We start from the raw sequence: 20,590 nt of genomic DNA, 5'->3' as shown, positions 1-20,590 counted from the left end.
TTAGTGGCGTCGTACTCCCAGCTGCGAACATCTGCGAAGACTCACAGATACCGGCCCGCGGTTCCAGTGTCGCGGGACGGCCGGTCACGCCGGGTACGGCGGGAAGCCTCCGACGAACTGCGCGACCTCGGCGGCGAGCCCCTGCTCCTCGCGCAGCGCCCGGGCGATCAGGGGTGCGACCTGCGACATCTCCGGTTCCGCCATGCCCTGGGTGGTCACCGCGGCGGTACCGATCCGGATGCCGGACGCGATGTCGGACGGCTGCGGATCGTACGGCAGCGCGTACTTGTCGAGGACGATTCCGGCGGCGGCGCAGCGTCCTCGCGCCTGTACTCCGGTGACACCCAGCGGAGTGACATCGGCGGTGATCAGATGGGTGTCGGTACCGCCGGTGGTGATCGTCATCCCCTCGGCGGCGAGCGCGTCGGCCAGCAGCCGCGCGTTGGCGACGACCTGGTGGGCGTACGCGGCGAACGCCGGGGTCGCGGCCTCGGCGAAGGCCGCCGCCTTCGCGGCGATGGAGTGCAGATGCGGGCCGCCCTGCGAGAACGGGAAGACCGCCCGGTCGATGCGCTGGGCGAGATCGGCGCCGCACAGGATCAGCCCGCCGCGCGGTCCGCGCAGCACCTTGTGGGTGGTGGCGCACACCACGTCCGCGTACGGCACGGGGCTGGGCGCGGCACCGCCGGCGACCAGGCCCAGGGTGTGCGCGGCGTCCACGATCAGATACGCGTCGACCTCGTCGGCGATCTCCCGGAACGTCCGGTAGTCGATGTGCCGGGGGTACGCGATGGCGCCGCACACGATCGCCTTGGGACGGTGCTCCCGGGCCAGCGCCCGTACCTGGTCGTAGTCGATCAGTCCGCCGCCGTCCGGGGCACCGGGCGGCGTCACCCCGTAGCCGACGAAGCGGAACCAGCGGCCGGAGAAGTTCGCCTGCGAGCCGTGCGTGAGGTGGCCGCCGTGCGGCAGCGCCATCGCGAGCACCTTGTCACCGGGGACCAGCAGCGCCGCGTACGCGGCCAGGACGGCCGAGGACCCGGAGTACGGCTGCACGTTGGCGTGCGCGGCGCCGAACAGGCCGGTGGCACGCTCCACCGCCAGCCGCTCCGCCACGTCGACCAGTTCGCACCCGGAATGGTGACGGCGGGAGGGATAACCCTCGGCGTACTTGTTGGCGAGCGGCGAGCCGAGCGCGGCGAGGACGGCGGACGAGGTGAAGTTCTCCCCCGCGATCAACTGCAGCGTGGTGCTCTGCCGTTCCAGCTCGGCGAGCAGCACACCCGCCAGCTCCGGGTCCTGCCGACGCAGCGCGTCGAAGTCCGGTTGCCACGTCTGGGCGGCGGGCCGCAGCGGGGTGGGTGAAGTCGTTTCGGCGACCGGCATGGCTGGACTCCCGCAGGAGGGTCGGGTTACTGCACCCAACTGTAGGGGCGCCGCCGCCGCGGCGCCCGGCGAGCGGAGCATCACGTGCCGGATCCGGCCGCGCCCGGCCTGCCGGGGGGCTCGGGGCCCTACCGGGGGGTCGGGGTACGGATTCCGGTCAGCGCGGTGACGACCGGGTCGAGGGAGCTGTGGATCTCCTCGCCGATGCTGCGGAAGAACCCGATCGGGGCGCCGTAGGGGTCGTAGACCTCGTCGGCCTCGGCGCTCGGGGCCAGCAGCCAGCCGCGCAGCGCGGCGGCGGCACGGACCAGCGCGCGGGCACGGTCGGACACACTGCCCTCGGGGAGGGTCGCGGGATCTATCGCCCGCACCAGCCGGGTGAACTCCTTCAGCGTGAAGGTGCGCAGCCCCGCCGCGTGCCCCATCGAGATGACCTGCGCGCGGTGGTCGCGGGTCGCGGTCAGCACCAGGTCGGCGTCGATGACGTGGTCGTCGAGCAGCTCACGGCCGATGAACCCGGACGCGTCGGCGCCGTACTCGGTGAGGACGGCGGCGGCGTGCGCCTCCATGGGCGCGCCTTCGTGCCCCCAGGTGCCGGCGGACTCGACGAGGATCCCGTCGGCACCGTCACCGAGGCGCAGCGTCAGCTCATGGCGGGTCAGCCGCTCGGCGATCGGCGAGCGGCAGACATTGCCGGTGCAGACGTGGAGGATGCGGAAGCGGTCATCGCGCTGACCCGGTATGCCACGCCTTTCGGGCGCGGTCAATTGCGCTCCTCCAGGTCGGGTACGACCTCTCGGAGCTGGTCGGCGCTGATCGCGCCGGCCCGCAGCAGCACCGGGATCTTGCCGGTCACGTCGACGATGGACGACGGGACGGTGGCGGGCGTCGGCCCGGCGTCCAGGTACACCGCGACGGAGTCGCCGAGCATCTCCTGGGCGGCGTCGCAGTCCTCGGGGGAACGGTGGCCGGTCAGATTGGCGCTGGACACCGCGAGCGGGCCGGTGGCGGTCAGCAGTTCGATCGCGACGGGGTGCAGCGGCATCCGGACCGCGACGGTGCCGCGGGTGTCGCCGAGGTCCCAGTTCAGGGACGGCTGGTGCTTGGCGACGAGGGTGAGCGCGCCGGGCCAGAAGGCGTCGACGAGCTCCCAGGCCTGCTCGGAGAAGTCCGTGACCAGGCCGTGCAGCGTGTTCGGGGAGCCGACCAGCACCGGGGAGGGCATGTTGCGGCCCCGGCCCTTGGCCTCCAGCAGATCGCCGACGGCCTGTGCGTCGAACGCGTCCGCGCCGATGCCGTACAGGGTGTCGGTGGGCAGCACGACGAGCTCACCACGCTTGATGGCGGACGTCGCTTCGCGCAGTCCGGCGGCGCGGTCGGTCGCGTCCGAGCAGTCGTAACGCCGTGCCATTAGCTGACCTCCAGGCTGTGCGCCGCTGCGGCGCCGTGCGTGCAGTTGACCCGCGTCATCATGGCGTCGCCTTGCGGGCCGTGGTGAAGCGGGGCCGGTTGTTCAGGTCGGGGTGGTCGGCGGCGTCGGCCCAGCCGGCGTCCTCCTTGAAGATCCACGGAACCTGACCGCCCTGGGAGTCCGCGTGCTCGATCACGACGACGCCGCCCGGCCGCAGCAGCCGGTGCGCCGTGCGCTCGATGCCGCGGATGGTGTCGAGGCCGTCCTCACCCGAGAAGAGGGCAAGTTCGGGGTCGTGGTCACGCGCTTCGGGCTGTACGTACTCCCACTCGGTGAGCGGGATGTACGGCGGATTGCTGATGACGAGGTCCACCTGGCCGTTGAGCTCGGGGAACGCGCTGAGCGCGTCGCCGTGCTCCAGCTGGACCTTGCTTCCTTCGATGTTCTTGCGGGCCCATTCCAGGGCCTTCTCCGACAGCTCCACGGCGTGCACGCGCGACCGCGGCACCTCCTGGGCCAGGGCCAGCGCGATGGCGCCGGAGCCGGTGCACAGGTCGACGATCAGCGGCTCGGCCACGTCCATGGCCCGTACGGCGTCTATCGCCCAGCCGACGACCGACTCCGTCTCGGGGCGGGGGACGAAGACGCCCGGCCCGACCTGGAGCTCCAGATACCGGAAGAAGGCGCGCCCGGTGATGTGCTGGAGCGGTTCGCGGGCCTCGCGGCGGGCGACCGCCTCCCAGTAACGGGCGTCGAATTCGGAGTCGGCGACCGAGTGCAGCTCGCCGCGCTTGACGCCGTGCACGTACGCGGCCAGTTCCTCCGCGTCGAAACGCGGGGACGGCACGCCGGCGTCGGCCAGCCGCTGGGCGGCCTGCGCCACCTCGGCGAGCAGCACGTTCACTGATTGCCCTCCTGTTAGCTCGCGCTGTGGCTGGTCAGCCGGCGCTTCGGCTGGTGTCAGCCGGCGTCGCCGGCCGCGGCCAGCTTGGCGGCGGAGTCGGCATCGACACACGCCTGGATCATCGCGTCGAGGTCCCCGTCGAGGACCTGGTCCAAGTTGTACGCCTTGAAGCCGACGCGGTGGTCCGAGATGCGGTTCTCGGGGTAGTTGTACGTCCGGATCCGCTCGGAGCGGTCCACCGTGCGGACCTGGCTGCGGCGCGCGTCGGAGGCCTCCTGGTCGGCTTCCTCCTGCGCGGCGGCGAGCAGCCTGGAACGCAGGATACGCATCGCCGACTCCTTGTTCTGGAGCTGGCTCTTCTCGTTCTGGCAGGAGACGACCAGACCGGACGGCAGGTGCGTGATGCGCACCGCGGAGTCGGTGGTGTTGACGGACTGGCCGCCGGGGCCCGACGAGCGGTACACGTCGATGCGCAGATCGTTCGGGCCGATCTCGACCTCGACCTCCTCGGCCTCGGGCGTGACGAGCACGCCGGCCGCGGAGGTGTGGATCCGGCCCTGCGACTCGGTGGCGGGCACCCGCTGCACGCGGTGCACGCCGCCCTCGTACTTCAGCCGGGCCCAGACGCCCTGGCCGGGCTCGGTGGCACCGTTGCCGCCCTTGGTCTTCACCGCGACCTGGACGTCCTTGTAGCCGCCGAGGTCGGACTCGTTCGCCTCGATGATCTCGGTCTTCCAGCCGACGCGCTCGGCGTACCGCAGATACATCCGCAGCAGGTCGCCGGCGAACAGCGCGGACTCCTCGCCGCCCTCTCCGGCCTTGACCTCGAGGATGACGTCCTTCTCGTCGTGCGGGTCGCGCGGTACGAGCAGCAGCCGCAGTTTCTCGGTCAGCTCGGCGCGCTGCTTGTCCAGCAGCTTGAGCTCGGCCGCGAAGTCCGGATCGTCCTGGGCGAACTCACGGGCGGTCTCGATGTCCTCGCCGGTCAGCTTCCAGGAGCGGTAGGTGCCGATGATCGGCGTCAGTTCGGCGTAGCGCTTGTTGAGCTTGCGGGCATTGGCCTGATCCGCGTGCACCGCGGGATCGGCGAGCCGCTTCTCGAGGTCGGCGTGCTCGCCGATCAGTTCCTCGACTGCCTCGAACATTGCTGTGCCTCTCCTGAACAACCCTGGACTGCTATCGGTACCGGACGACAAAGCGCCGGTCCGGTCCCCCGAGGTGTCGGGAGACCGAGAACCGGCGCTTTCGGGTCGCTACTTCTGGGCGGACCCGGCGGCCTTCTTGCCGAAGCGGGCCTCGAAGCGGGCCACGCGGCCACCGGTGTCGAGGATCTTCTGCTTGCCCGTGTAGAACGGGTGGCACGCGGAGCAGACGTCGGCGCGAATCACGCCGCTCTTCTCGGTGCTGCGGGTCGTGAACGACGCGCCACAGGTGCAGGTGACCTGGGTCTCGACGTACTCGGGGTGGATTTCGCGCTTCAAGGGATGCTCCTAGGTTCGGGAGGGCGCCGGGTCGTGGAGCGGGTTTGCGTCACGTGAACCGGGGCCAGCGGTCCAGTCTGCCAGCACCGGCCGCATCTCCCAAAACGAGAGGCGGCCGGATTTCATTCCCGACGGCCCCGCACGGTCCGGAAAAGGCCCGGAACCGGTGCGGGAACCCGTTCGAGGGGTTCGGGAACGGCTTCAGGAACCGGTTCCGACGACGCCCTTGGCATCGGTCTCGTCGGCGGCGGAGCCCTTGGTGGCGGCGGCCGGTATCGGCAGGTCCGCCTTGAGCGTCTGCCAGACCAGGGCGGCCTGCGAGTCCATCGGCTCGACGCGGTTCGCGTCGCTCTTGGCGTACTGGACCGGCAGCGTCACCATGTTGATGTTCTCGGACTTCAGGCCCTTGAGGCTCCCCGCCAGGCTCTTCAGACCACTGATGGAGGCCAGGTCCGAGTCCGTGGTGATGGCCTTCGTGGCCTTGTCCGCGACCTTGTAGAGCCGCGTGGGGCTCGACAGCAGGCCCAGGCCGTTCACCCGGTCCATGAGCGCCTTCATGAACGCCTGCTGCAGCTGTATGCGGCCCAGGTCGCTGCCGTCGGCCACCGCGTGCCGGGTGCGGACCAGGCCGAGCGACTGCTCGCCGTTGAGCGTGTGGGTGCCGGCCGCGAGGTCCAGGTGGCTGGACGTGTCGTGGATCGCCTTGCTCGTGGTGACGGGGACCCCGCCCAGGGCGTCGATCAGGCCCTTGAAGCCGGTGAAGTCGACCTCGATGTAGTGGTCCATGCGGATACCGGTCATGGACTCGACGGTCTTGACCGCGCACGCGGGGCCACCGACCGAGTACGACTCGTTGAACATCACCTTGTTCACCGCGGGCGAGGTGCCGCCGCCGGTCCTGGCGCACTCCGGGCGGGTGATCAGGGTGTCGCGCGGGATGCTCACCACGCTGGCCGTCTTGTGGCCCTCGTAGAGGTGCACGATCATCGCGGTGTCGGAGCGGGCGCTGCCCTCGTCCGTGCCGTACTTGTCGTTCGCGCCGGCGCGGGAGTCGGAACCGAGGACGAGTATGTCCTCCGAGCCGTTGTCGACCTGCTCCGGCCGGTTGTCACCGAGCGCCTGGTTGATGTTGACGCCCTTGATGTTGCCGTTGAGCTTGAAGTACAGGTAACCGGCGCCCGCACCGCCCACGACGACCAGTCCCGCCACGGCCCAGACGGCTATTCGCAGCAGGCGGCGGCGCGGGGCCGTCCGCCGGCGGCGGCCGGAGGCGTGCTGGGAGCCGCCGTTCGTCCCCCGCGTATCGCTCGTGTCGTCCGCCATGGCCTCAGTCCTCGTCCGTCGTCGGTGTGCTGCTACCCCCAGCTGTGTCGCTCAGGCGTGGCTTGTCTTGTATGTCAGACGGCGAACCGCCCGACGTGGTTCCTGGCGAGTGTGCACGCCGCACATAAGAACGGGCTCCCAGGGACCCCTTCCGGGGAGCCTGAGAGCCCGTTCCGAGCCTCCTGAGGCCCTTCTGTGACATACGTCTCGGAAGGGTCCCGAGCCCGGGTCAGTCGTTGCTGTTGCCCGGGGTCGTCTTGGCGATCTGCATCAGGAACTCGGCGTTCGACTTCGTCTGCTTCATCTTGTCCAGCAGCAGCTCGATCGCCTGCTGCGAGTCGAGCGCGTGCAGCACCCGGCGGAGCTTCCAGACGATCGCGAGCTCGTCGCGGTCGAGCAGGATCTCTTCCTTACGGGTACCGGACGGGTCGACGTCCACCGCGGGGAAGATGCGCTTGTCGGCGAGCTTGCGGTCGAGCTTGAGCTCCATGTTGCCGGTGCCCTTGAACTCCTCGAAGATCACCTCGTCCATGCGCGAGCCGGTCTCGACCAGCGCGGTGGCCAGGATGGTCAGCGAGCCGCCGTCCTCGATGTTGCGCGCCGCACCGAAGAAGCGCTTCGGCGGGTAGAGCGCGGTCGAGTCGACACCACCGGACAGGATGCGGCCGGAGGCCGGCGCCGCGAGGTTGTACGCGCGGCCCAGACGGGTGATCGAGTCCAGCAGGACGACCACGTCGTGACCCAGCTCGACGAGACGCTTGGCGCGCTCGATGGCCAGCTCGGCGACGGTGGTGTGGTCCTCGGCGGGACGGTCGAAGGTCGAGGAGATGACCTCGCCCTTCACCGACCGCTGCATGTCGGTGACCTCTTCCGGACGCTCGTCGACCAGGACGACCATCAGGTGGCACTCGGGGTTGTTCACGGTGATCGCGTTGGCGATCGCCTGCATGATCATGGTCTTACCGGTCTTCGGCGGGGCCACGATCAGACCACGCTGGCCCTTGCCGATCGGCGCGACCAGGTCGATGATCCGGGTCGTCAGCACACCCGGGTCGGTCTCCAGGCGGAGCCGGTCCTGCGGGTACAGCGGGGTCAGCTTCTGGAACTCCGGACGGCCGCGGCCGGAGTCCGCCGCCATGCCGTTCGCCGAGTCCAGCCGGACCAGCGCGTTGAACTTCTCGCGGCGCTCGCCGTCCTTGGGCTGGCGGACGGCGCCGGTGACGTGATCACCCTTGCGCAGACCGTTCTTGCGGACCTGGGCGAGCGAGACGTACACGTCGTTCGGACCCGGCAGGTAGCCGGACGTCCTGATGAACGCGTAGTTGTCGAGAATGTCCAGGATGCCCGCGACGGGGATCAGGACGTCGTCGTCGTTGACCGTCGGCTCGTTGCCGAACTGCTGCTGCTCATCGCGGCGGTTGCTGCCCCGCCCGCGGCGGTCGCGGTAACGGCCCCGACGGCGGCCGCGGCCGTCACCGAACTCGTCGTCGTCCTGCGCGTTCTGACCCTGGCTCTGGTCACGGCCCTGACCCTGGCCGCCCTGGCCCTGGTCGCGGCCCTGGCCCTGGTCGCGGCCCTGGCCCTGGTTCTGGCCGCCCTGGCTCTGGCCCTGCGGGCTCTGGCCCTGGCCGCCGCCCTGGTTGCCGCGGTTCTGGCGGTTGCCGCCCTCCGCGCCGCCGCCCGCGGCGGCCGCGCCGTTCTCGTCGCCACGGTTGTTGCGGCGCTCGCGCTGCCGCTCCTGCCGCTCGCGGCGGTCGTTCTGCCGGTCGCCGCGCTGGCCGCGCTGGCGGTCCTGGCGCTCCTCGCCGGCCGCGGTCCTGCCGTCGGCGGCGGGCTTGCCCTCGGCACCGTCAACTGCGGCCTCGGCGCGCTCGCCGGCCCGCTCGTTCCTGGCAGCCTTGGGCTGCTCACCGGCGGGCTGGCCGGGAATTTCGATCTGCTTCGCCTCGGACGGCGCGGCGGCGGCCGGAGCCGCGACAGCGGGCTCGGAGCTCTCCACCGTGCGGGCCCGGGAGGTCGCCCGGCGCTTCGGCTTCTCGGCAACGGGCTCGGCGGTCGCCGTCCCGGCTACCGCGGCGGCCTTGGGAGCGCTGGTGGCCGCACCCTTGCCGGCCTGCGTCTCCTTGATCGTCTCGATCAGCTGGCTCTTGCGCATCCGCGCGGTGCCCTTGATACCGAGACCGGAGGCAAGCTGCTGCAGCTCTGCCAGGACCATGCCGTCGAGGCCGGTCCCCGACCGGCGGCGCTTGGGGGCAGCACCGGTGGCAGGCGCGGCAGCGGCGTCCGGAGCGGGCGCGGCGTCTGCACGCACGCCCATCAGATCGGTGGTGTCGCTCACGAAGGGTCCTTCCCTGGAGCGGACGTCGGCCTGTCTGGCTCGGCGACCGGTTGTGCTGTCCGGATCTGGGCGTTTCCGCTGCTCAGAGCCGGGGCGATGGTCCGCCTGATGGCGGCAGAAATACCTACATGGTTCCGGCGCGAAGGTTCAAGGAGATAATTCGCGCCGACTCCGGAGCGTGCTCGACACTGCTTAGGCAGGATGCTCAGGCAGTGTGGGAGGCTCCCGGAAGAGTGGCGGTCCCCAGAAGGGACACAGATCACTTCTGCGTGCACTTCGGCACCATTCGTATGCATGGGCCGTCGAGTGCAGGCTTGACATTAACACTACCGGATCCAACAAACATTCCCCCTCTCTCCAACCGGCAATCGTGTCACTGCCCCACTGCCAGGGGCAGTACACAGGCCCCTGCCGCGTCGAGGGCCAGACGGTTCGCCGCCCACCCCTCGCCCGCGAGCCGGGAGACTTTGTCCGCGGCGCCTTCCTCGGTGAGCGCGAGGACCGTGGGCCCCGCTCCCGAGATGACTGAAGGGACGCCGTCGGCACGCAGCCGGTTCACCAGAGCCACACTTTCGGGCATGGCGGGAGCACGGTAGTCCTGGTGCAGCCGGTCCTCGGTGGCGGGCAGCAATAGCTCGGGACGGCGGGTGAGCGCCTCCACCAGCAGCGCCGCGCGGCCCGCGTTCACCGCGGCGTCCACATGCGGGACGGTGCGCGGCAGGAGGCCGCGGGCGACCTCGGTCAGTACCGGCTTGGACGGTACGAACACCACCGGGACGACGGAGGCCGCCGGATCCATCCGGATCGCGCGGGCGGCACCGGACTCGGTCCAGGCGAGGGTGAAGCCGCCGAGCAGACAGGCGGCGACGTTGTCGGGGTGGCCCTCGATCTCGGTGGCCAGTTCCAGCAGCGCGGCGTCGTCGAGACGCTCGGGGCCGCCTATCGTCACGGCGCGGGCGGCCATGATCCCGGCGCAGATCGCGGCGGACGAGGAGCCCAGGCCGCGGCCGTGCGGGATGCGGTTGGCGCAGACCACCTCGAGGCCGCGCGGCTGTCCGCCGAGCAGATCGAAGGCGGTCCGCATCGAGCGCACGACCAAGTGCTTCTCGTCGCGGGCCAGATTCTCGGCGCCCTCGCCGGCGATGTCGACATGCAGCCCGGAGTCGGCGACCCGGACCACGACATCGTCGTACAGGCCCAGCGCCAGGCCGAAGGCGTCAAAGCCGGGCCCGAGGTTGGCGCTGGTCGCGGGGACGCGCACTCGGACCGCGGCGGCGCGGAACGCGGGACCGGCCATCGTTCGACGATTCTCCTTGTGCTGGTGCTTGTTCTGGTGCAGGTGGTGCTCGTTGCGCTGGTGCCTGTTGTGCAGGTGCTTGTTCCGGTGCGAAGGGCGGTTCTGCCCCGGAATGCCAGCCATCGGCGGTGTACGGCGGGGCTGCGGTGTGCGGCAGGAGCGGCAATGCCTGTGGCATGAGCCGGATCGGCGCACTGCGGCGCCGCTGGGGTCAGCCTATCGAAGGAAGGTTCTGCTGCGACATAGGGCGCACGAACAGCGCGTGATGCGTGTCGCGAGCTTCTTCGTGCGCCCCTTCGCCACGGCGCCGCGTCAGACCAGCCCGAGCTTCTCGGCCGCGGCGTCGGCGTCGACCGCCACGGTGACCGGCTGGGGCGCTCCGGCGACCGCCCAGTCCGGGTCCTTGAGGCCGTTGCCGGTCACGGTGCAGACGATCCGCTGACCCGGGTCGACCTTGCCTTCTTCGAGCGCCTTGAGCAGACCCGCGACGGAAGCGGCCGAGGCGGGCTCCACGAAGACGCCCTCCTTGGCGGCCAACAGTCGGTACGCGGAGAGGATCTGACGGTCGGTCACCGCTTCGATCAGACCGCCGGACTCGTCCCGCGCCTCCTCGGCGAACTGCCAGGAGGCGGGGTTGCCGATCCGGATCGCGGTCGCGATGGTCTGCGGGCTGCGCACCGGAGCGCCGTTGACGATCGGAGCGGAACCGGACGCCTGGAAGCCCCACATGCGCGGCTTGCGGGTGGAGATGCCGTCGGCCGCGTACTCGCGGTAGCCGCGCCAGTACGCCGTGATGTTGCCCGCGTTGCCCACCGGAAGCAGGTGAATGTCGGGCGCGTCGCCGAGCGCGTCGACGATCTCGAACGCCGCGGTCTTCTGGCCCTCGATACGTACCGGGTTGACCGAATTGACCAGCGCCACGGGGTACTTCTCCGACAGTCCGCGGGCCAGGTCCAGGCAGTCGTCGAAGTTGCCGTCGACCTGCAGGATCTTCGCGCCGTGGATCAGCGCCTGGCCCATCTTGCCGAGTGCGATCTTGCCCTGCGGCACCAGGACCGCGCAGACCATTCCGGCGCGCACCGCGTAGGCGGCCGCCGAGGCGGAGGTGTTGCCGGTGGAGGCGCAGATGACGGCCTTGGCACCCTCCTCCTTGGCCCGGGTGATCGCCATGGTCATCCCGCGGTCCTTGAAGGAGCCGGTGGGGTTGGCGCCCTCGACCTTGAGGAACACGTCGCAGCCGGTCAGCTCGGAGAGCAGCTGGGCGGGAACGAGCGGAGTGCCACCCTCCAGGAGCGTGACGACCGGGGAGTCCGCCGAGACCGGCAGCCGGCTGCGGTACTCCTCGATGATGCCGCGCCACTGGTGGGTGCCGGACATTCGGGGGTGGTCGGTGACAGCGTTCATAGTGGGTTACTCCCCTTCCACGCGCATGATGCTGGCGACACCGCGCACGGTGTCGAGCTTCCGCAGTGCTCCGACGGTCGCCGACAGGGCGGCGTCGGGCGCACGGTGAGTGACGACGACGAGGGACGCTTCGCCGTCCTTGCCCTGCTGGCGGACCGTGTCGATCGACACGTCGTGTTCCGCGAAAACGGTGGCGACCTGGGCGAGAACACCCGGTTTGTCCGCCACGTCAAGGCTGATGTGGTAGCGGGTGACCACATCGCCCATCGGGCTCACCGGCAGTTGCGTGTACGCGGACTCGCCGGCGCCTGTGGTGCCTGCCAGTTTGTTGCGGCAGGCGGCCACGAGGTCGCCGAGTACGGCGGAGGCGGTGGGTGCGCCGCCCGCGCCGGGACCGTAGAACATGAGCTGACCCGCGGCCTCCGCCTCGACGAAGACCGCGTTGTACGCCTCACGGACGCTCGCCAGCGGGTGGCTGAGCGGGATCATCGCCGGGTGGACCCGGGCGGTGACGGACCTGCCGTCGACGCTGCGCTCGCAGATGGCCAGCAGCTTGACCGTGCAGCCCATCCGCTTGGCGGACGCGATATCGGCGGCGGTGACCTCGGTGAGGCCCTCGCGATACACATCGTCCATGGTCACACGGGTGTGGAAGGCGATCCCGGCCAGGATCGCGGCCTTGGCGGCGGCGTCGAAGCCCTCCACGTCGGCGGTCGGGTCGGCCTCGGCGTAGCCGAGCGCGGTGGCCTCGTCGAGCGCCTCGGAGTAGCCGGCGCCGCTGGAGTCCATCTTGTCGAGGATGAAGTTCGTCGTGCCGTTGACGATGCCCATCACCCGGTTGATCTTGTCGCCGGCCAGCGACTCGCGCAGCGGGCGGATCAGCGGGATGGCACCGGCCACGGCGGCCTCGTAGTAGAGGTCGACCTTGTGCGCGGCGGCGGCGGCGTGCAGCGTCGCGCCGTCCGCGGCGAGCAGCGCCTTGTTGGCGCTGACCACGGACGCGCCGTGCTCGAAGGCGGTGGTGATGAGGGTGCGGACCGGTTCGATGCCGCCGATCACCTCGATGACGACGTCGATGTCGCCCCGTTTGACCAGGGCGGTGGCGTCGGTGGTGAGCAGCTCGGCGGGCACTCCGGCGCGCACCCGGTTGGGGCGCCGCACCGCGATGCCGGCCAGCTCGACCGGGGCTCCGATCCGCGCGGCGAGATCGGCGCCCTGCGTCGTCATGATGCGCGTCACCTCTGAGCCGACCACACCACAGCCCAGCAGCGCCACCTTCAGCGGACGCGTACGCATCATCCGACCTCGTTTCTCACAGCTCTCGGGGTGGGACCAGTCTCACGCACCGGACGCGAGAATCCATCCCGTGTCCGGTGTGTGAGATCAGCCCCGCTATTTTTGAGATTTCACGTCAGCCGACGTCAAGACGCAGGAGATCGTCCTCCGTCTCCCGTCGCACGATCACCCGCGCCCCGCCATCATTCACGGCCACCACGGGCGGCCGCAGAGCATGGTTGTAATTGCTCGCCATGGAACGGCAGTACGCCCCGGTCGCCGGAACCGCGAGCAGATCGCCGGGCGCGAGGTCGGCGGGCAGGAACGCGTCCTTGACGACGATGTCGCCGGACTCGCAGTGCTTGCCGACGACCCGCGCGAGCATCGGCTCGGCCGTGGACGTCCTGGACACCAGGGAGACGCTGTACTCGGCGTCGTACAGCGCGGTGCGGATGTTGTCGGACATCCCGCCGTCCACGCTCACATACGTCCGCAGACCCTCCAGCGGCTTCACGGTGCCCACCTCGTACAGCGTGAACGCCGTCGGGCCGACGATCGCCCGGCCCGGCTCCACGGACAGCCGCGGCACGCCCAGCCGGTTCGCCTCGCACTCACGGGTGACGATCTCCCGCAGCGCCCTGGCGATGTCGTGCGGCTCGGCCGGGTCGTCCTCCGAGGTGTAGGCGATGCCGAGGCCGCCGCCCAGGTCGATCTCGGGCAGCTCCACACCGTGCTCGTCACGGACCTCGGCGAGCAGCGACACCACGCGGCGCGCGGCGACCTCGAAGCCGGCCATGTCGAAGATCTGCGATCCGATGTGCGAGTGGATGCCGACCAGGTCCAGCGCGTCGAGCTTCAGGACCCGGCGCACCGCCTCGGCCGCCTGCCCGCCGGCGAGCGCCAGCCCGAACTTCTGGTCCTCGTGCGCCGTCGCGATGAACTCGTGCGTGTGCGCCTCGACACCGACGGTCACCCGGATCTGCACCCGCTGGCGCTTTCCGAGCCGCTCGGCGACGTGCGCGACCCGGACGATCTCCTGGAACGAGTCCAGGACGATCCGCCCGACACCCACCTCGATGGCGCGCTCGATCTCCTCCAGCGACTTGTTGTTGCCGTGCAGCGCGATGCGGTCGGCCGGCATCCCCGCCGACAGCGCCACCGCCAGCTCGCCGCCGGAACACACGTCGAGGTTGAGCCCCTCCTCGAACAGCCACTTCACGACCGCCCGCGACAGGAACGCCTTCCCCGCGTAGAACACGTCCGCGCCCTCGCCGAACGCGTCGCGCCAGGCGTGGCAGCGGGCCCGGAAGTCCTCCTCGTCGAGGAAGTAGGCGGGCGTGCCGAACTCCTCGGCGAGATCGCGCACGTCCAGGCCGCCGACTTCGGCCGCACCGTCCGTGTTGCGGGTGACCGTACGGGCCCACACGCGCGGATCGAGGACGTTCAGGTCGGCGGGGGGCGCGGTGTAATGCCCCTCGGGCATGACGTCGGCGTAGCGGGGCCCGGCGGGGTGGGCGGATCTACTCACGGGGCTCTGTCTCCTCAGAGGTGTTCTGGCGCGCTGATGCCGAGCAGGTCCAGGCCGCCTGCCAGCACCGTGCCGGTCGCTTCGGCGAGCGACAGCCGGACACGGTGGGCGGCCAAGGGTTTCTCGTCGCCGCGCGGCAGCGGCGGGCACTCGTCGTGGAAGCGGAGGAAAGCGTCGGCGAGCCGTTCCAGATGGCGGGCGACCCGATCGGGGGCGCGGTGCCGGGCAGCGGTCTCTACGACACGGGGGTAGTCGGCGATCAGGCCGAGGAGGTCCGTCTCCGCGGGATGGTGAAACGTACCGTCCGAAGCGTCTGAGGAGGGTTCGATGCCCAGATCGTGGGCGTTGCGGAGCAGTGCCCGGCTGCGGGCGTGCGCGTAACGGACCCGGAAGAGCGGATTGCCGGAGCGCTGAGAGAGCAGGACGGCGGGATCCAGGGACGGCGTGTCGTCGGCCGGGGGGCGCAGTAGCGCCCAGCGGGCGGCGTCGGGGCCGAGGAGCTCGCAGAGCTGGGCGGCGGTGGCGCCGGCGGGACGGACGGAGACGGGTTCGGGGGGTGCGGGTTCGGTGGGGCCTTCAGCCCCGGTATTGGCACCGCAGGAACGCAGCAGCCGCTCCAGCGCCTCGGCGGTGACCGCCGCGCGGGGCTCGCCGTCATGGACGGGTGTCACGTTCGTGCCGGCGAGGGAGTCGCCGTGGCCGTAGGCCGCGCCCCGCTCCAGCACCTTGCGCACCACGTCCCCGTAGGCCGCCGCGTCGAGCGTGATGTTCAGGAAGCCGGGGCCCGCGATCACCACCTGAGCGATACCGGGTTCCGTCGCCAGCCGCTTGCGCAGCACCTCCGCGACCTCCCGCGGGGGGCACCCCGCGGCGCCCGCGAGCTGCAGCGCGACATTCGTCGCGTAGTCGCCGCACCCGGGCCGGGGTGGACGCTGCACGCTGATCCGGTCCGGCACCGTCACCCGCAGCTCATCGGCCGCGACGGCGCGGCGAACCGTGCTCAGAACAGCACGGGAGAGCTCAGCGGGGGTCACACGGAAAGGGTAGGCGAGGAGGGGGGTGCCCATGCGACCGGGTTTCGCCGCCCTCCACTCTTTCGCGAGCGGTGAAGGCGCCGGACGGGGCGGGCGTCACCCCACCCGCAACGTCAGCCGCAACCGGTACCGGGGGCCGCGGCCGCCTGGCCCTCGGTGGGCGCGCCGGCGGACGATTCACCACCGGGAGCGCCGGGGGCGCCCGGTGCGCCATGGGCCAGCCGCCGCACCATGTTCACCAGATCGGAGGGCTCGAACGGCTTCCCCAGGAACGCGTCCACCCCGGCCGCCACGCCGCGCTCGACCTCGAGCTGGGTGCACGCGCTGACGATCGCGATCCGTATGTCCCGCGTCCGCGCGTCGGACCGCAGCCGGGCCGCCGTACGCAGTCCGTCCAGCCGCGGCATCACCACATCGAGCGTGATCACATCGGGCTGCACCCGGTGGACGATGTCCAGGCATTCGGCACCATCAGCCGCGGTCACGACCTCGAAGCCCTCCAGCTCGAGATTGACCCTGATCAGCTGCCGGATGACCTTGTTGTCGTCGACCACAAGGACCCGGCCGGACACGCCCGGCACATCTCGAAGAGTAGGCGGGGCCATCGCGATCCGTCCGCGTTTTGCCCACTTCTTCCCCGTGAGAGGGAGCTTTCCGAACCCGCCCCCGCCCACCGCACCCCATGCGCTAAAGCCCTCCCCTACGACCCCCACCCCCTTCGGGCCAACACCCCAAAACCCTGTACCCAGGCACCATGCACAAGCTGGTAGGGTTTCACCCGTCACCGCTACTGCGGACGACACGCCCCCGTAGCTCAGGGGATAGAGCATCGGCCTCCGGAGCCGGGTGCGCAGGTTCGAATCCTGCCGGGGGCACTTCGCAAGAAGTGTCCGAGGACCCCGTAACCAGCGGAAACGCTGGGGACGGGGTCTTCGCGTATCCCCAGCCGTATCCCGCCGAACGCCCTTCCGGGCAGACCTGTGTCGCCAGCGGGCGAGCTGTCGTTGCGTCATGCGGGCGGCGCCAGGAGGCGGATAGCGATCGGCATTCCGGATGTCCGGCGGGAGCCGTCGGGGCCTGGGTGTTCATGGTCAGGGCGTCGGAGTGAGGCGGGGGCCGCAGGGGTGGGTGGGGGTGGTGGCGCGGAGGTGGGTGGAGCGGGGGATGGCGGGGAGGGTGGTGTGTTGGAGGGCCGTGAGGCGGGTGGGGTCGGGGACGGCGGCGCGGCGGATCCAGTCGCCGGTGTCCGTCCGGGTGGAGAGCGGCACGTAGCCGTGGGCGGTGAGGGCTGCGGGGGTGAGGCCGGAGATGGCCGGCCAGGGGTGGTGGACGTGGATGAACGTGGGGCGCACGGTGTCGAAGACGTAGCTGCGCAGGCGGCTCGTGTCGTTCGCCGCGTAGGCGTCCGCGATGGCCGGGTCGGTGAGGCCCGCGAGGTCGGTGATGCGGAGCCGGCTGGTCAGGAGGGTGCCGCCGAGGTCGGGGAGCAGGAGGCCGACGTCGGGTGGCAGGGCGAGCCGGTCGGCGTAGGTGTTGAACAACCGGCCGTAGCGGTCGGCGACGTAGCACATCGACAGCGTCGGGTCGGCCTGGAACTCCGCCGCGCGGGGCCGCTGTCCGGCGAGTGACAGGACGGATCCGACGAGGAGCGCCGACGCCAGGACCGCGCGTCCGCGCGGCCGTTCGCGGTCCCATACGGTGACGGCGGCCAGCGCGCCGGCGAAGGCCGCGAGCGTCCATACCGGGGTCGCGAAGCGGTAGAGGGCCATCCAGTCGCGCTGCAGCGTCCCGTAGGCGGTCAGGGCCAGGGCGAGCGGGACGAGCACGGCGAGCAGCGCTCGGCGGCCCGGACCCGGGCGGGCGAGTGCGGCGGCCGTGCAGCCCAGCGCGGCGAGGACCAGGGTCCAGCCCGCGAAGGAGAGCAGCTCGGTGGTGCGGGCGAGGCCGGCCAGGTCCGGTGCCCGCTGGGCCTTCGCGACCGCGGTGTTGGGGACCCAGCGGCCGAACTCCGCATGCCTCCAGAGCAGATGAGTCGCGTAAGGGAGAGCGATGGTCGCTGTCGACAAAGCGATCGCACGAGCCATGCGCCGCCGGCGCGCGAGCAGCAGCGTCGTCAGGGGGTACGCGGCCGCGTAGATGATGCCGTCCGGGCGGGTGAGCGCGGCGAGCAGCGCGAGGAGGCCGGCCACGACGGCGGTGCCCGGCCGCAGCAGGGCGTCGCGGGCGACGGACCGGGCCAGCAGGGCCGCGAGGGTGGTGACGGCGAGGCCGTACAGCGGGTTCTCCAGTCCGGAGAACAGCCAGACCACCAGCGAGACGTTCCCGGCCATCGCCGCACCGGCGAGCAGCGTCACGGCCCACGCCCGCCCCGGCAGCACCGCCCGCGCCGCGAACGAAACCGCGGCCAGCATGCTGATCACGCACAGCAGCGCCAGCGCTTTGGGGAACCACACGAGGTCCGAGACCCCGAACAGCGCCCCGTGGTCGAACAGCCGCAGCCGCCGCCCGGCCACCAGCAGCGCCAGCCACGCCGGGTTGGAGTACCCCTCCACCGGCGGGGCACCGGCCTGCTGGGCCGGGCCGTACCCCTCGTCGATGCTGCGCGCGTAGGCGTACGTGATGGCCGCGTCGTCGACGATCCACTGCCCGAGCCGCAGCGCCTGCACCCCGACGAGGACGGCGCCCGCCAGGACCGCGGCCGGATCGGCGAGCGACCTCACGAGAGGGACGAGGAGGTTGAAGCGCGGCAGCCAGGACTGCGAGGTTCCGTTCACATGGAGATGAACCCCGCAGCGCCCGTCACGTCACGCCCTCCACCCACCGGTACCGGGTGGATCAGTGGCGATATCAGGAGTGGTGTCAGTAGCGGTAGTGGTCCGCCTTGTACGGGCCTTCGACCGGGACGCCGAGGTAGGCGGCCTGCTCCGGGCGCAGGGCGGTGAGCTTCACCCCGAGGGCGTCGAGGTGGAGGCGGGCGACCTTCTCGTCCAGGTGCTTGGGGAGCACATAGACACCGATGGGGTAATCGGCGGTCTTGGTGAAGAGTTCGATCTGGGCGATCGTCTGGTTGGCGAAGGAGTTCGACATCACGAAGGACGGGTGGCCGGTCGCGTTGCCGAGGTTCATCAGGCGGCCCTCGGACAGCACGATGATGGTGTGCCCGTCGGGGAACTTCCAGGTGTGGACCTGGGGCTTGACCTCGTCCTTGACGATGCCGGGGACCTTGGCGAGGCCCGCCATGTCGATCTCGTTGTCGAAGTGGCCGATGTTGCTGACGATGGCCTGGTGCTTCATCTTCGCCATGTCGGCGGCCATGATGATGTCCTTGTTGCCGGTCGTCGTCACGAAGATGTCACCCTCGGAGACGACCTCCTCCAGGGTCGTGACCTGGTAACCGTCCATCGCCGCCTGCAGTGCGCAGATCGGGTCGATCTCGGTGACGATCACCCGGGCGCCCTGGCCGCGCAGCGACTCCGCACAGCCCTTGCCGACGTCGCCGTAGCCGAGGACGACGGCGACCTTGCCGCCGATCAGCACGTCCGTGGCACGGTTGAGGCCGTCGATGAGCGAGTGGCGGCAGCCGTACTTGTTGTCGAACTTCGACTTGGTGACGGAGTCGTTGACGTTGATCGCGGGGAAGAGCAGGCCGCCGTCGCGCCGCATCTCGTAGAGCCGGTGGACGCCGGTCGTGGTCTCCTCGGTGACGCCCTTGATGAGGGCCGCCGTGGTGGTCCACTTGCCGGGGCTCTCCGCCTGGGTGCGGCGCAGCAGGTCGAGGATGTAGCCGTACTCCTCGGAGTCGCCCTCGGCGGAGTCCGGGACCGCGCCGGCCTTCTCGAACTCGACGCCCTTGTGGATCAGCAGCGTGACGTCGCCGCCGTCGTCCAGGATCATGTTCAGGCCGCCGTCGGGCCAGGTGACGGCCTGCTCGGCACACCACCAGTACTCCTCCATCGTCTCGCCCTTCCAGGCGAAGACGGAGGTGCCCTGCGGGTCCTCGGGCGTGCCGGTCGGGCCGACCGCGACCGCCGCCGCCGCGTGGTCCTGGGTGGAGAAGATGTTGCACGACGCCCAGCGGACCTCCGCACCCAGCGCGACCAGGGTCTCGATGAGGACGGCGGTCTGGATCGTCATGTGCAGCGAGCCGGTGATCCGCGCGCCGGCCAGCGGCTTGGACGCCGCGTACTCGGCGCGGATCGACATCAGACCGGGCATCTCGTGCTCGGCCATGATGATCTCCTTGCGGCCGTAAGCGGCGAGGGAGAGGTCCGCGACCTTGAAATCAGCGGCGGTGAGGGACGGCATCTGCGCTCCTTGTGTTCTGGTGGATCTCAAGCGTCGCGGTGGACCGGTTGAGGGTGATGTAGTGCAGGCCGGGGGCACCGGCGTCGAGCAGGCGCTGGGCCAGCCGCGTCGCGTGGTCCACCCCGATCCGGTGGGCGGTCGCCGGGGCGTCCTGCGCCGCCGCCAGCTGCTCGGCCAGCGCCGGCGGGAAGGTCGCGTCGCTCAGCTCCGCGAAGCGCCGGATCTGCCGGACGTCGGTGGCGGGCATGATCTCCGGGATGATCGGGGTGTCGCATCCCGCGGCGGCCACCCGGTCGCGCAGCCGCAGGTAGTCGTCCGCGTCGAAGAACATCTGGGTGATGGCGTAGTCGGCGCCCGCCCGGCACTTGTCGACGAAGTGCCGGATGTCGTCGTCCCAGTTCAGGGAGCGGGGGTGGCGTTCGGGGAAGGCCGCCACGCCGATGCTGAAGTCGCCGATGGAACGGACGAGTTCGACGAGGTCCGCCGCGTGGTCCAGGCCTCCGGGATGCCGCTGCCACGGGCCGCGCGGGTCGCCCGGCGGGTCGCCGCGCAGGACGAGGACGTCGCGGATCCCGGCGTCCGCGTACCGGCCGACGATCTGCCGCAGCTCCGCCACCGTGTGGCCGACCGCGGTCAGATGGGCGACCGGGCGCAGCGTCGTCTCGGTGGCGATCCGCCGGGTGACGTCCACGGTCCGGTCGCGCGAGGAGCCGCCGGCGCCGTAGGTGACGGACACGAAGGTGGGACCGACGGCCTCGATACGGCGGACCGCGTCCCACAGGACGCGCTCGCCCGCGTCCGTCTTCGGAGGGAAGAACTCGAACGAGAACGTGCGCTGCCCGGCGGCGAGGACATCGCGCAGGTTGTTACTGGTCGTCGGCGCATTCACAACGGGGGTCATAGC

At 70.8% G+C, this 20,590-nt stretch carries 17 protein-coding genes and 1 tRNA gene; 1 reads left to right on the top strand and 17 read right to left on the bottom strand.

Annotated features, from left to right (window positions below):
- Positions 1 to 84 precede the first annotated feature (84 nt).
- From glyA to C8250_RS28615, 14 genes are all read right to left on the bottom strand, one after another.
- Positions 85 to 1,386 carry a serine hydroxymethyltransferase gene (gene glyA / locus C8250_RS28680; RefSeq protein ID WP_138355969.1) on the bottom strand — a complete coding sequence of 434 codons (1,302 nt, stop codon included), beginning with the start codon at positions 1,384 to 1,386 and terminating at the stop codon, positions 85 to 87.
- 128 nt (positions 1,387 to 1,514) lie between these two features.
- The gene (locus tag C8250_RS28675; protein ID WP_138355970.1) at positions 1,515 to 2,153 is read right to left on the bottom strand and encodes a protein-tyrosine-phosphatase; all 639 of its coding nucleotides are present in this window, start codon (positions 2,151 to 2,153) and stop codon (positions 1,515 to 1,517) included.
- Entirely contained in the window at positions 2,150 to 2,797 is a 648-nt protein-coding gene (locus C8250_RS28670) for an L-threonylcarbamoyladenylate synthase (RefSeq protein ID WP_138355971.1), read from the bottom strand. The genes C8250_RS28675 and C8250_RS28670 overlap by 4 nt, the downstream gene beginning before the upstream one ends.
- A 58-nt stretch (positions 2,798 to 2,855) precedes the next feature.
- On the bottom strand, positions 2,856 to 3,701 hold the full coding sequence (gene prmC, locus C8250_RS28665) for a peptide chain release factor N(5)-glutamine methyltransferase (RefSeq protein WP_138355972.1): 846 nt from the start codon (positions 3,699 to 3,701) through the stop codon (positions 2,856 to 2,858).
- Positions 3,702 to 3,757: 56 nt separating this feature from the next.
- A complete protein-coding gene (gene prfA, locus C8250_RS28660; protein ID WP_138355973.1) occupies positions 3,758 to 4,846 on the bottom strand; it encodes a peptide chain release factor 1 in 1,089 nt (362 codons plus the stop codon).
- Positions 4,847 to 4,954: 108 nt separating this feature from the next.
- Positions 4,955 to 5,182 (bottom strand): 50S ribosomal protein L31, encoded by a 228-nt coding sequence (gene rpmE / locus C8250_RS28655; protein WP_138355974.1) that lies wholly within the window; start codon positions 5,180 to 5,182, stop codon positions 4,955 to 4,957.
- A 201-nt stretch (positions 5,183 to 5,383) separates the two neighbouring features.
- On the bottom strand, positions 5,384 to 6,505 hold the full coding sequence (locus C8250_RS28650) for an LCP family protein (protein WP_138355975.1): 1,122 nt from the start codon (positions 6,503 to 6,505) through the stop codon (positions 5,384 to 5,386).
- 229 nt (positions 6,506 to 6,734) lie between these two features.
- Complete coding sequence (gene rho / locus C8250_RS28645; protein ID WP_187145016.1) at positions 6,735 to 8,843, bottom strand: transcription termination factor Rho; 2,109 nt, start codon at positions 8,841 to 8,843, stop codon at positions 6,735 to 6,737.
- A 373-nt stretch (positions 8,844 to 9,216) separates the two neighbouring features.
- Positions 9,217 to 10,140, bottom strand: a complete 924-nt coding sequence (thrB, locus tag C8250_RS28640) for a homoserine kinase (RefSeq protein ID WP_138355997.1) — start codon at positions 10,138 to 10,140, stop codon at positions 9,217 to 9,219.
- Between the two features lie 312 nt (positions 10,141 to 10,452).
- Entirely contained in the window at positions 10,453 to 11,544 is a 1,092-nt protein-coding gene (thrC, locus tag C8250_RS28635; RefSeq protein ID WP_232485219.1) for a threonine synthase, read from the bottom strand.
- A gap of 6 nt (positions 11,545 to 11,550) precedes the next feature.
- The gene (locus tag C8250_RS28630; protein WP_138355976.1) at positions 11,551 to 12,843 is read right to left on the bottom strand and encodes a homoserine dehydrogenase; all 1,293 of its coding nucleotides are present in this window, start codon (positions 12,841 to 12,843) and stop codon (positions 11,551 to 11,553) included.
- Positions 12,844 to 12,955: 112 nt separating this feature from the next.
- Positions 12,956 to 14,347 carry a diaminopimelate decarboxylase gene (lysA, locus tag C8250_RS28625; RefSeq protein WP_138355977.1) on the bottom strand — a complete coding sequence of 464 codons (1,392 nt, stop codon included), beginning with the start codon at positions 14,345 to 14,347 and terminating at the stop codon, positions 12,956 to 12,958.
- A 14-nt stretch (positions 14,348 to 14,361) separates the two neighbouring features.
- Entirely contained in the window at positions 14,362 to 15,381 is a 1,020-nt protein-coding gene (gene nrtL / locus C8250_RS28620) for an ArgS-related anticodon-binding protein NrtL (protein WP_138355978.1), read from the bottom strand.
- Positions 15,382 to 15,494: 113 nt separating this feature from the next.
- Positions 15,495 to 15,962: a response regulator gene (locus C8250_RS28615; RefSeq protein WP_244809421.1), complete on the bottom strand. Its 468-nt coding sequence runs from the start codon at positions 15,960 to 15,962 to the stop codon at positions 15,495 to 15,497.
- A gap of 222 nt (positions 15,963 to 16,184) precedes the next feature.
- Between C8250_RS28615 and C8250_RS28610 the strand changes: the two genes are divergently transcribed.
- A tRNA-Arg gene (locus C8250_RS28610) sits at positions 16,185 to 16,256 on the top strand.
- A 216-nt stretch (positions 16,257 to 16,472) separates the two neighbouring features.
- Here the strand turns inward: C8250_RS28610 and C8250_RS28605 are convergent.
- The 3 genes from C8250_RS28605 to metF all read right to left on the bottom strand — a co-directional run bounded on the left by C8250_RS28605 (position 16,473) and on the right by metF (position 20,587).
- Positions 16,473 to 18,155, bottom strand: coding sequence for a hypothetical protein (locus C8250_RS28605; RefSeq protein WP_138355980.1), 1,683 nt, complete (start codon positions 18,153 to 18,155; stop codon positions 16,473 to 16,475).
- An 85-nt stretch (positions 18,156 to 18,240) separates the two neighbouring features.
- Entirely contained in the window at positions 18,241 to 19,686 is a 1,446-nt protein-coding gene (gene ahcY, locus C8250_RS28600; RefSeq protein WP_138355981.1) for an adenosylhomocysteinase, read from the bottom strand.
- Complete coding sequence (metF, locus tag C8250_RS28595) at positions 19,664 to 20,587, bottom strand: methylenetetrahydrofolate reductase [NAD(P)H] (protein ID WP_138355999.1); 924 nt, start codon at positions 20,585 to 20,587, stop codon at positions 19,664 to 19,666. The genes ahcY and metF overlap by 23 nt, the downstream gene beginning before the upstream one ends.
- Positions 20,588 to 20,590 lie beyond the last annotated feature (3 nt).

This window comes from Streptomyces sp. So13.3 (genome assembly GCF_005860785.2).
Lineage (GTDB): Bacteria > Actinomycetota > Actinomycetes > Streptomycetales > Streptomycetaceae > Actinacidiphila > Actinacidiphila fildesensis.
The sequence above is the reverse complement of the archived record's forward strand: the minus strand, read 5'-3'. Positions and strand labels throughout refer to the sequence as shown.

What these genes read in the sequence shown, in the direction of transcription:
- glyA (WP_138355969.1), bottom strand. Translation starts at nt 1,386, where the DNA reads ATGCCGGTCGCCGAAACGACTTCACCCACCCCGCTGCGGCCCGCCGCC.
- C8250_RS28670 (WP_138355971.1), bottom strand. Translation starts at nt 2,797, where the DNA reads ATGGCACGGCGTTACGACTGCTCGGACGCGACCGACCGCGCCGCCGGA.
- prfA (WP_138355973.1), bottom strand. Translation starts at nt 4,846, where the DNA reads ATGTTCGAGGCAGTCGAGGAACTGATCGGCGAGCACGCCGACCTCGAG.
- C8250_RS28650 (WP_138355975.1), bottom strand. Translation starts at nt 6,505, where the DNA reads ATGGCGGACGACACGAGCGATACGCGGGGGACGAACGGCGGCTCCCAG.
- thrB (WP_138355997.1), bottom strand. Translation starts at nt 10,140, where the DNA reads ATGGCCGGTCCCGCGTTCCGCGCCGCCGCGGTCCGAGTGCGCGTCCCC.
- thrC (WP_232485219.1), bottom strand. Translation starts at nt 11,544, where the DNA reads ATGAACGCTGTCACCGACCACCCCCGAATGTCCGGCACCCACCAGTGG.
- C8250_RS28630 (WP_138355976.1), bottom strand. Translation starts at nt 12,843, where the DNA reads ATGATGCGTACGCGTCCGCTGAAGGTGGCGCTGCTGGGCTGTGGTGTG.
- ahcY (WP_138355981.1), bottom strand. Translation starts at nt 19,686, where the DNA reads ATGCCGTCCCTCACCGCCGCTGATTTCAAGGTCGCGGACCTCTCCCTC.
- metF (WP_138355999.1), bottom strand. Translation starts at nt 20,587, where the DNA reads ATGACCCCCGTTGTGAATGCGCCGACGACCAGTAACAACCTGCGCGAT.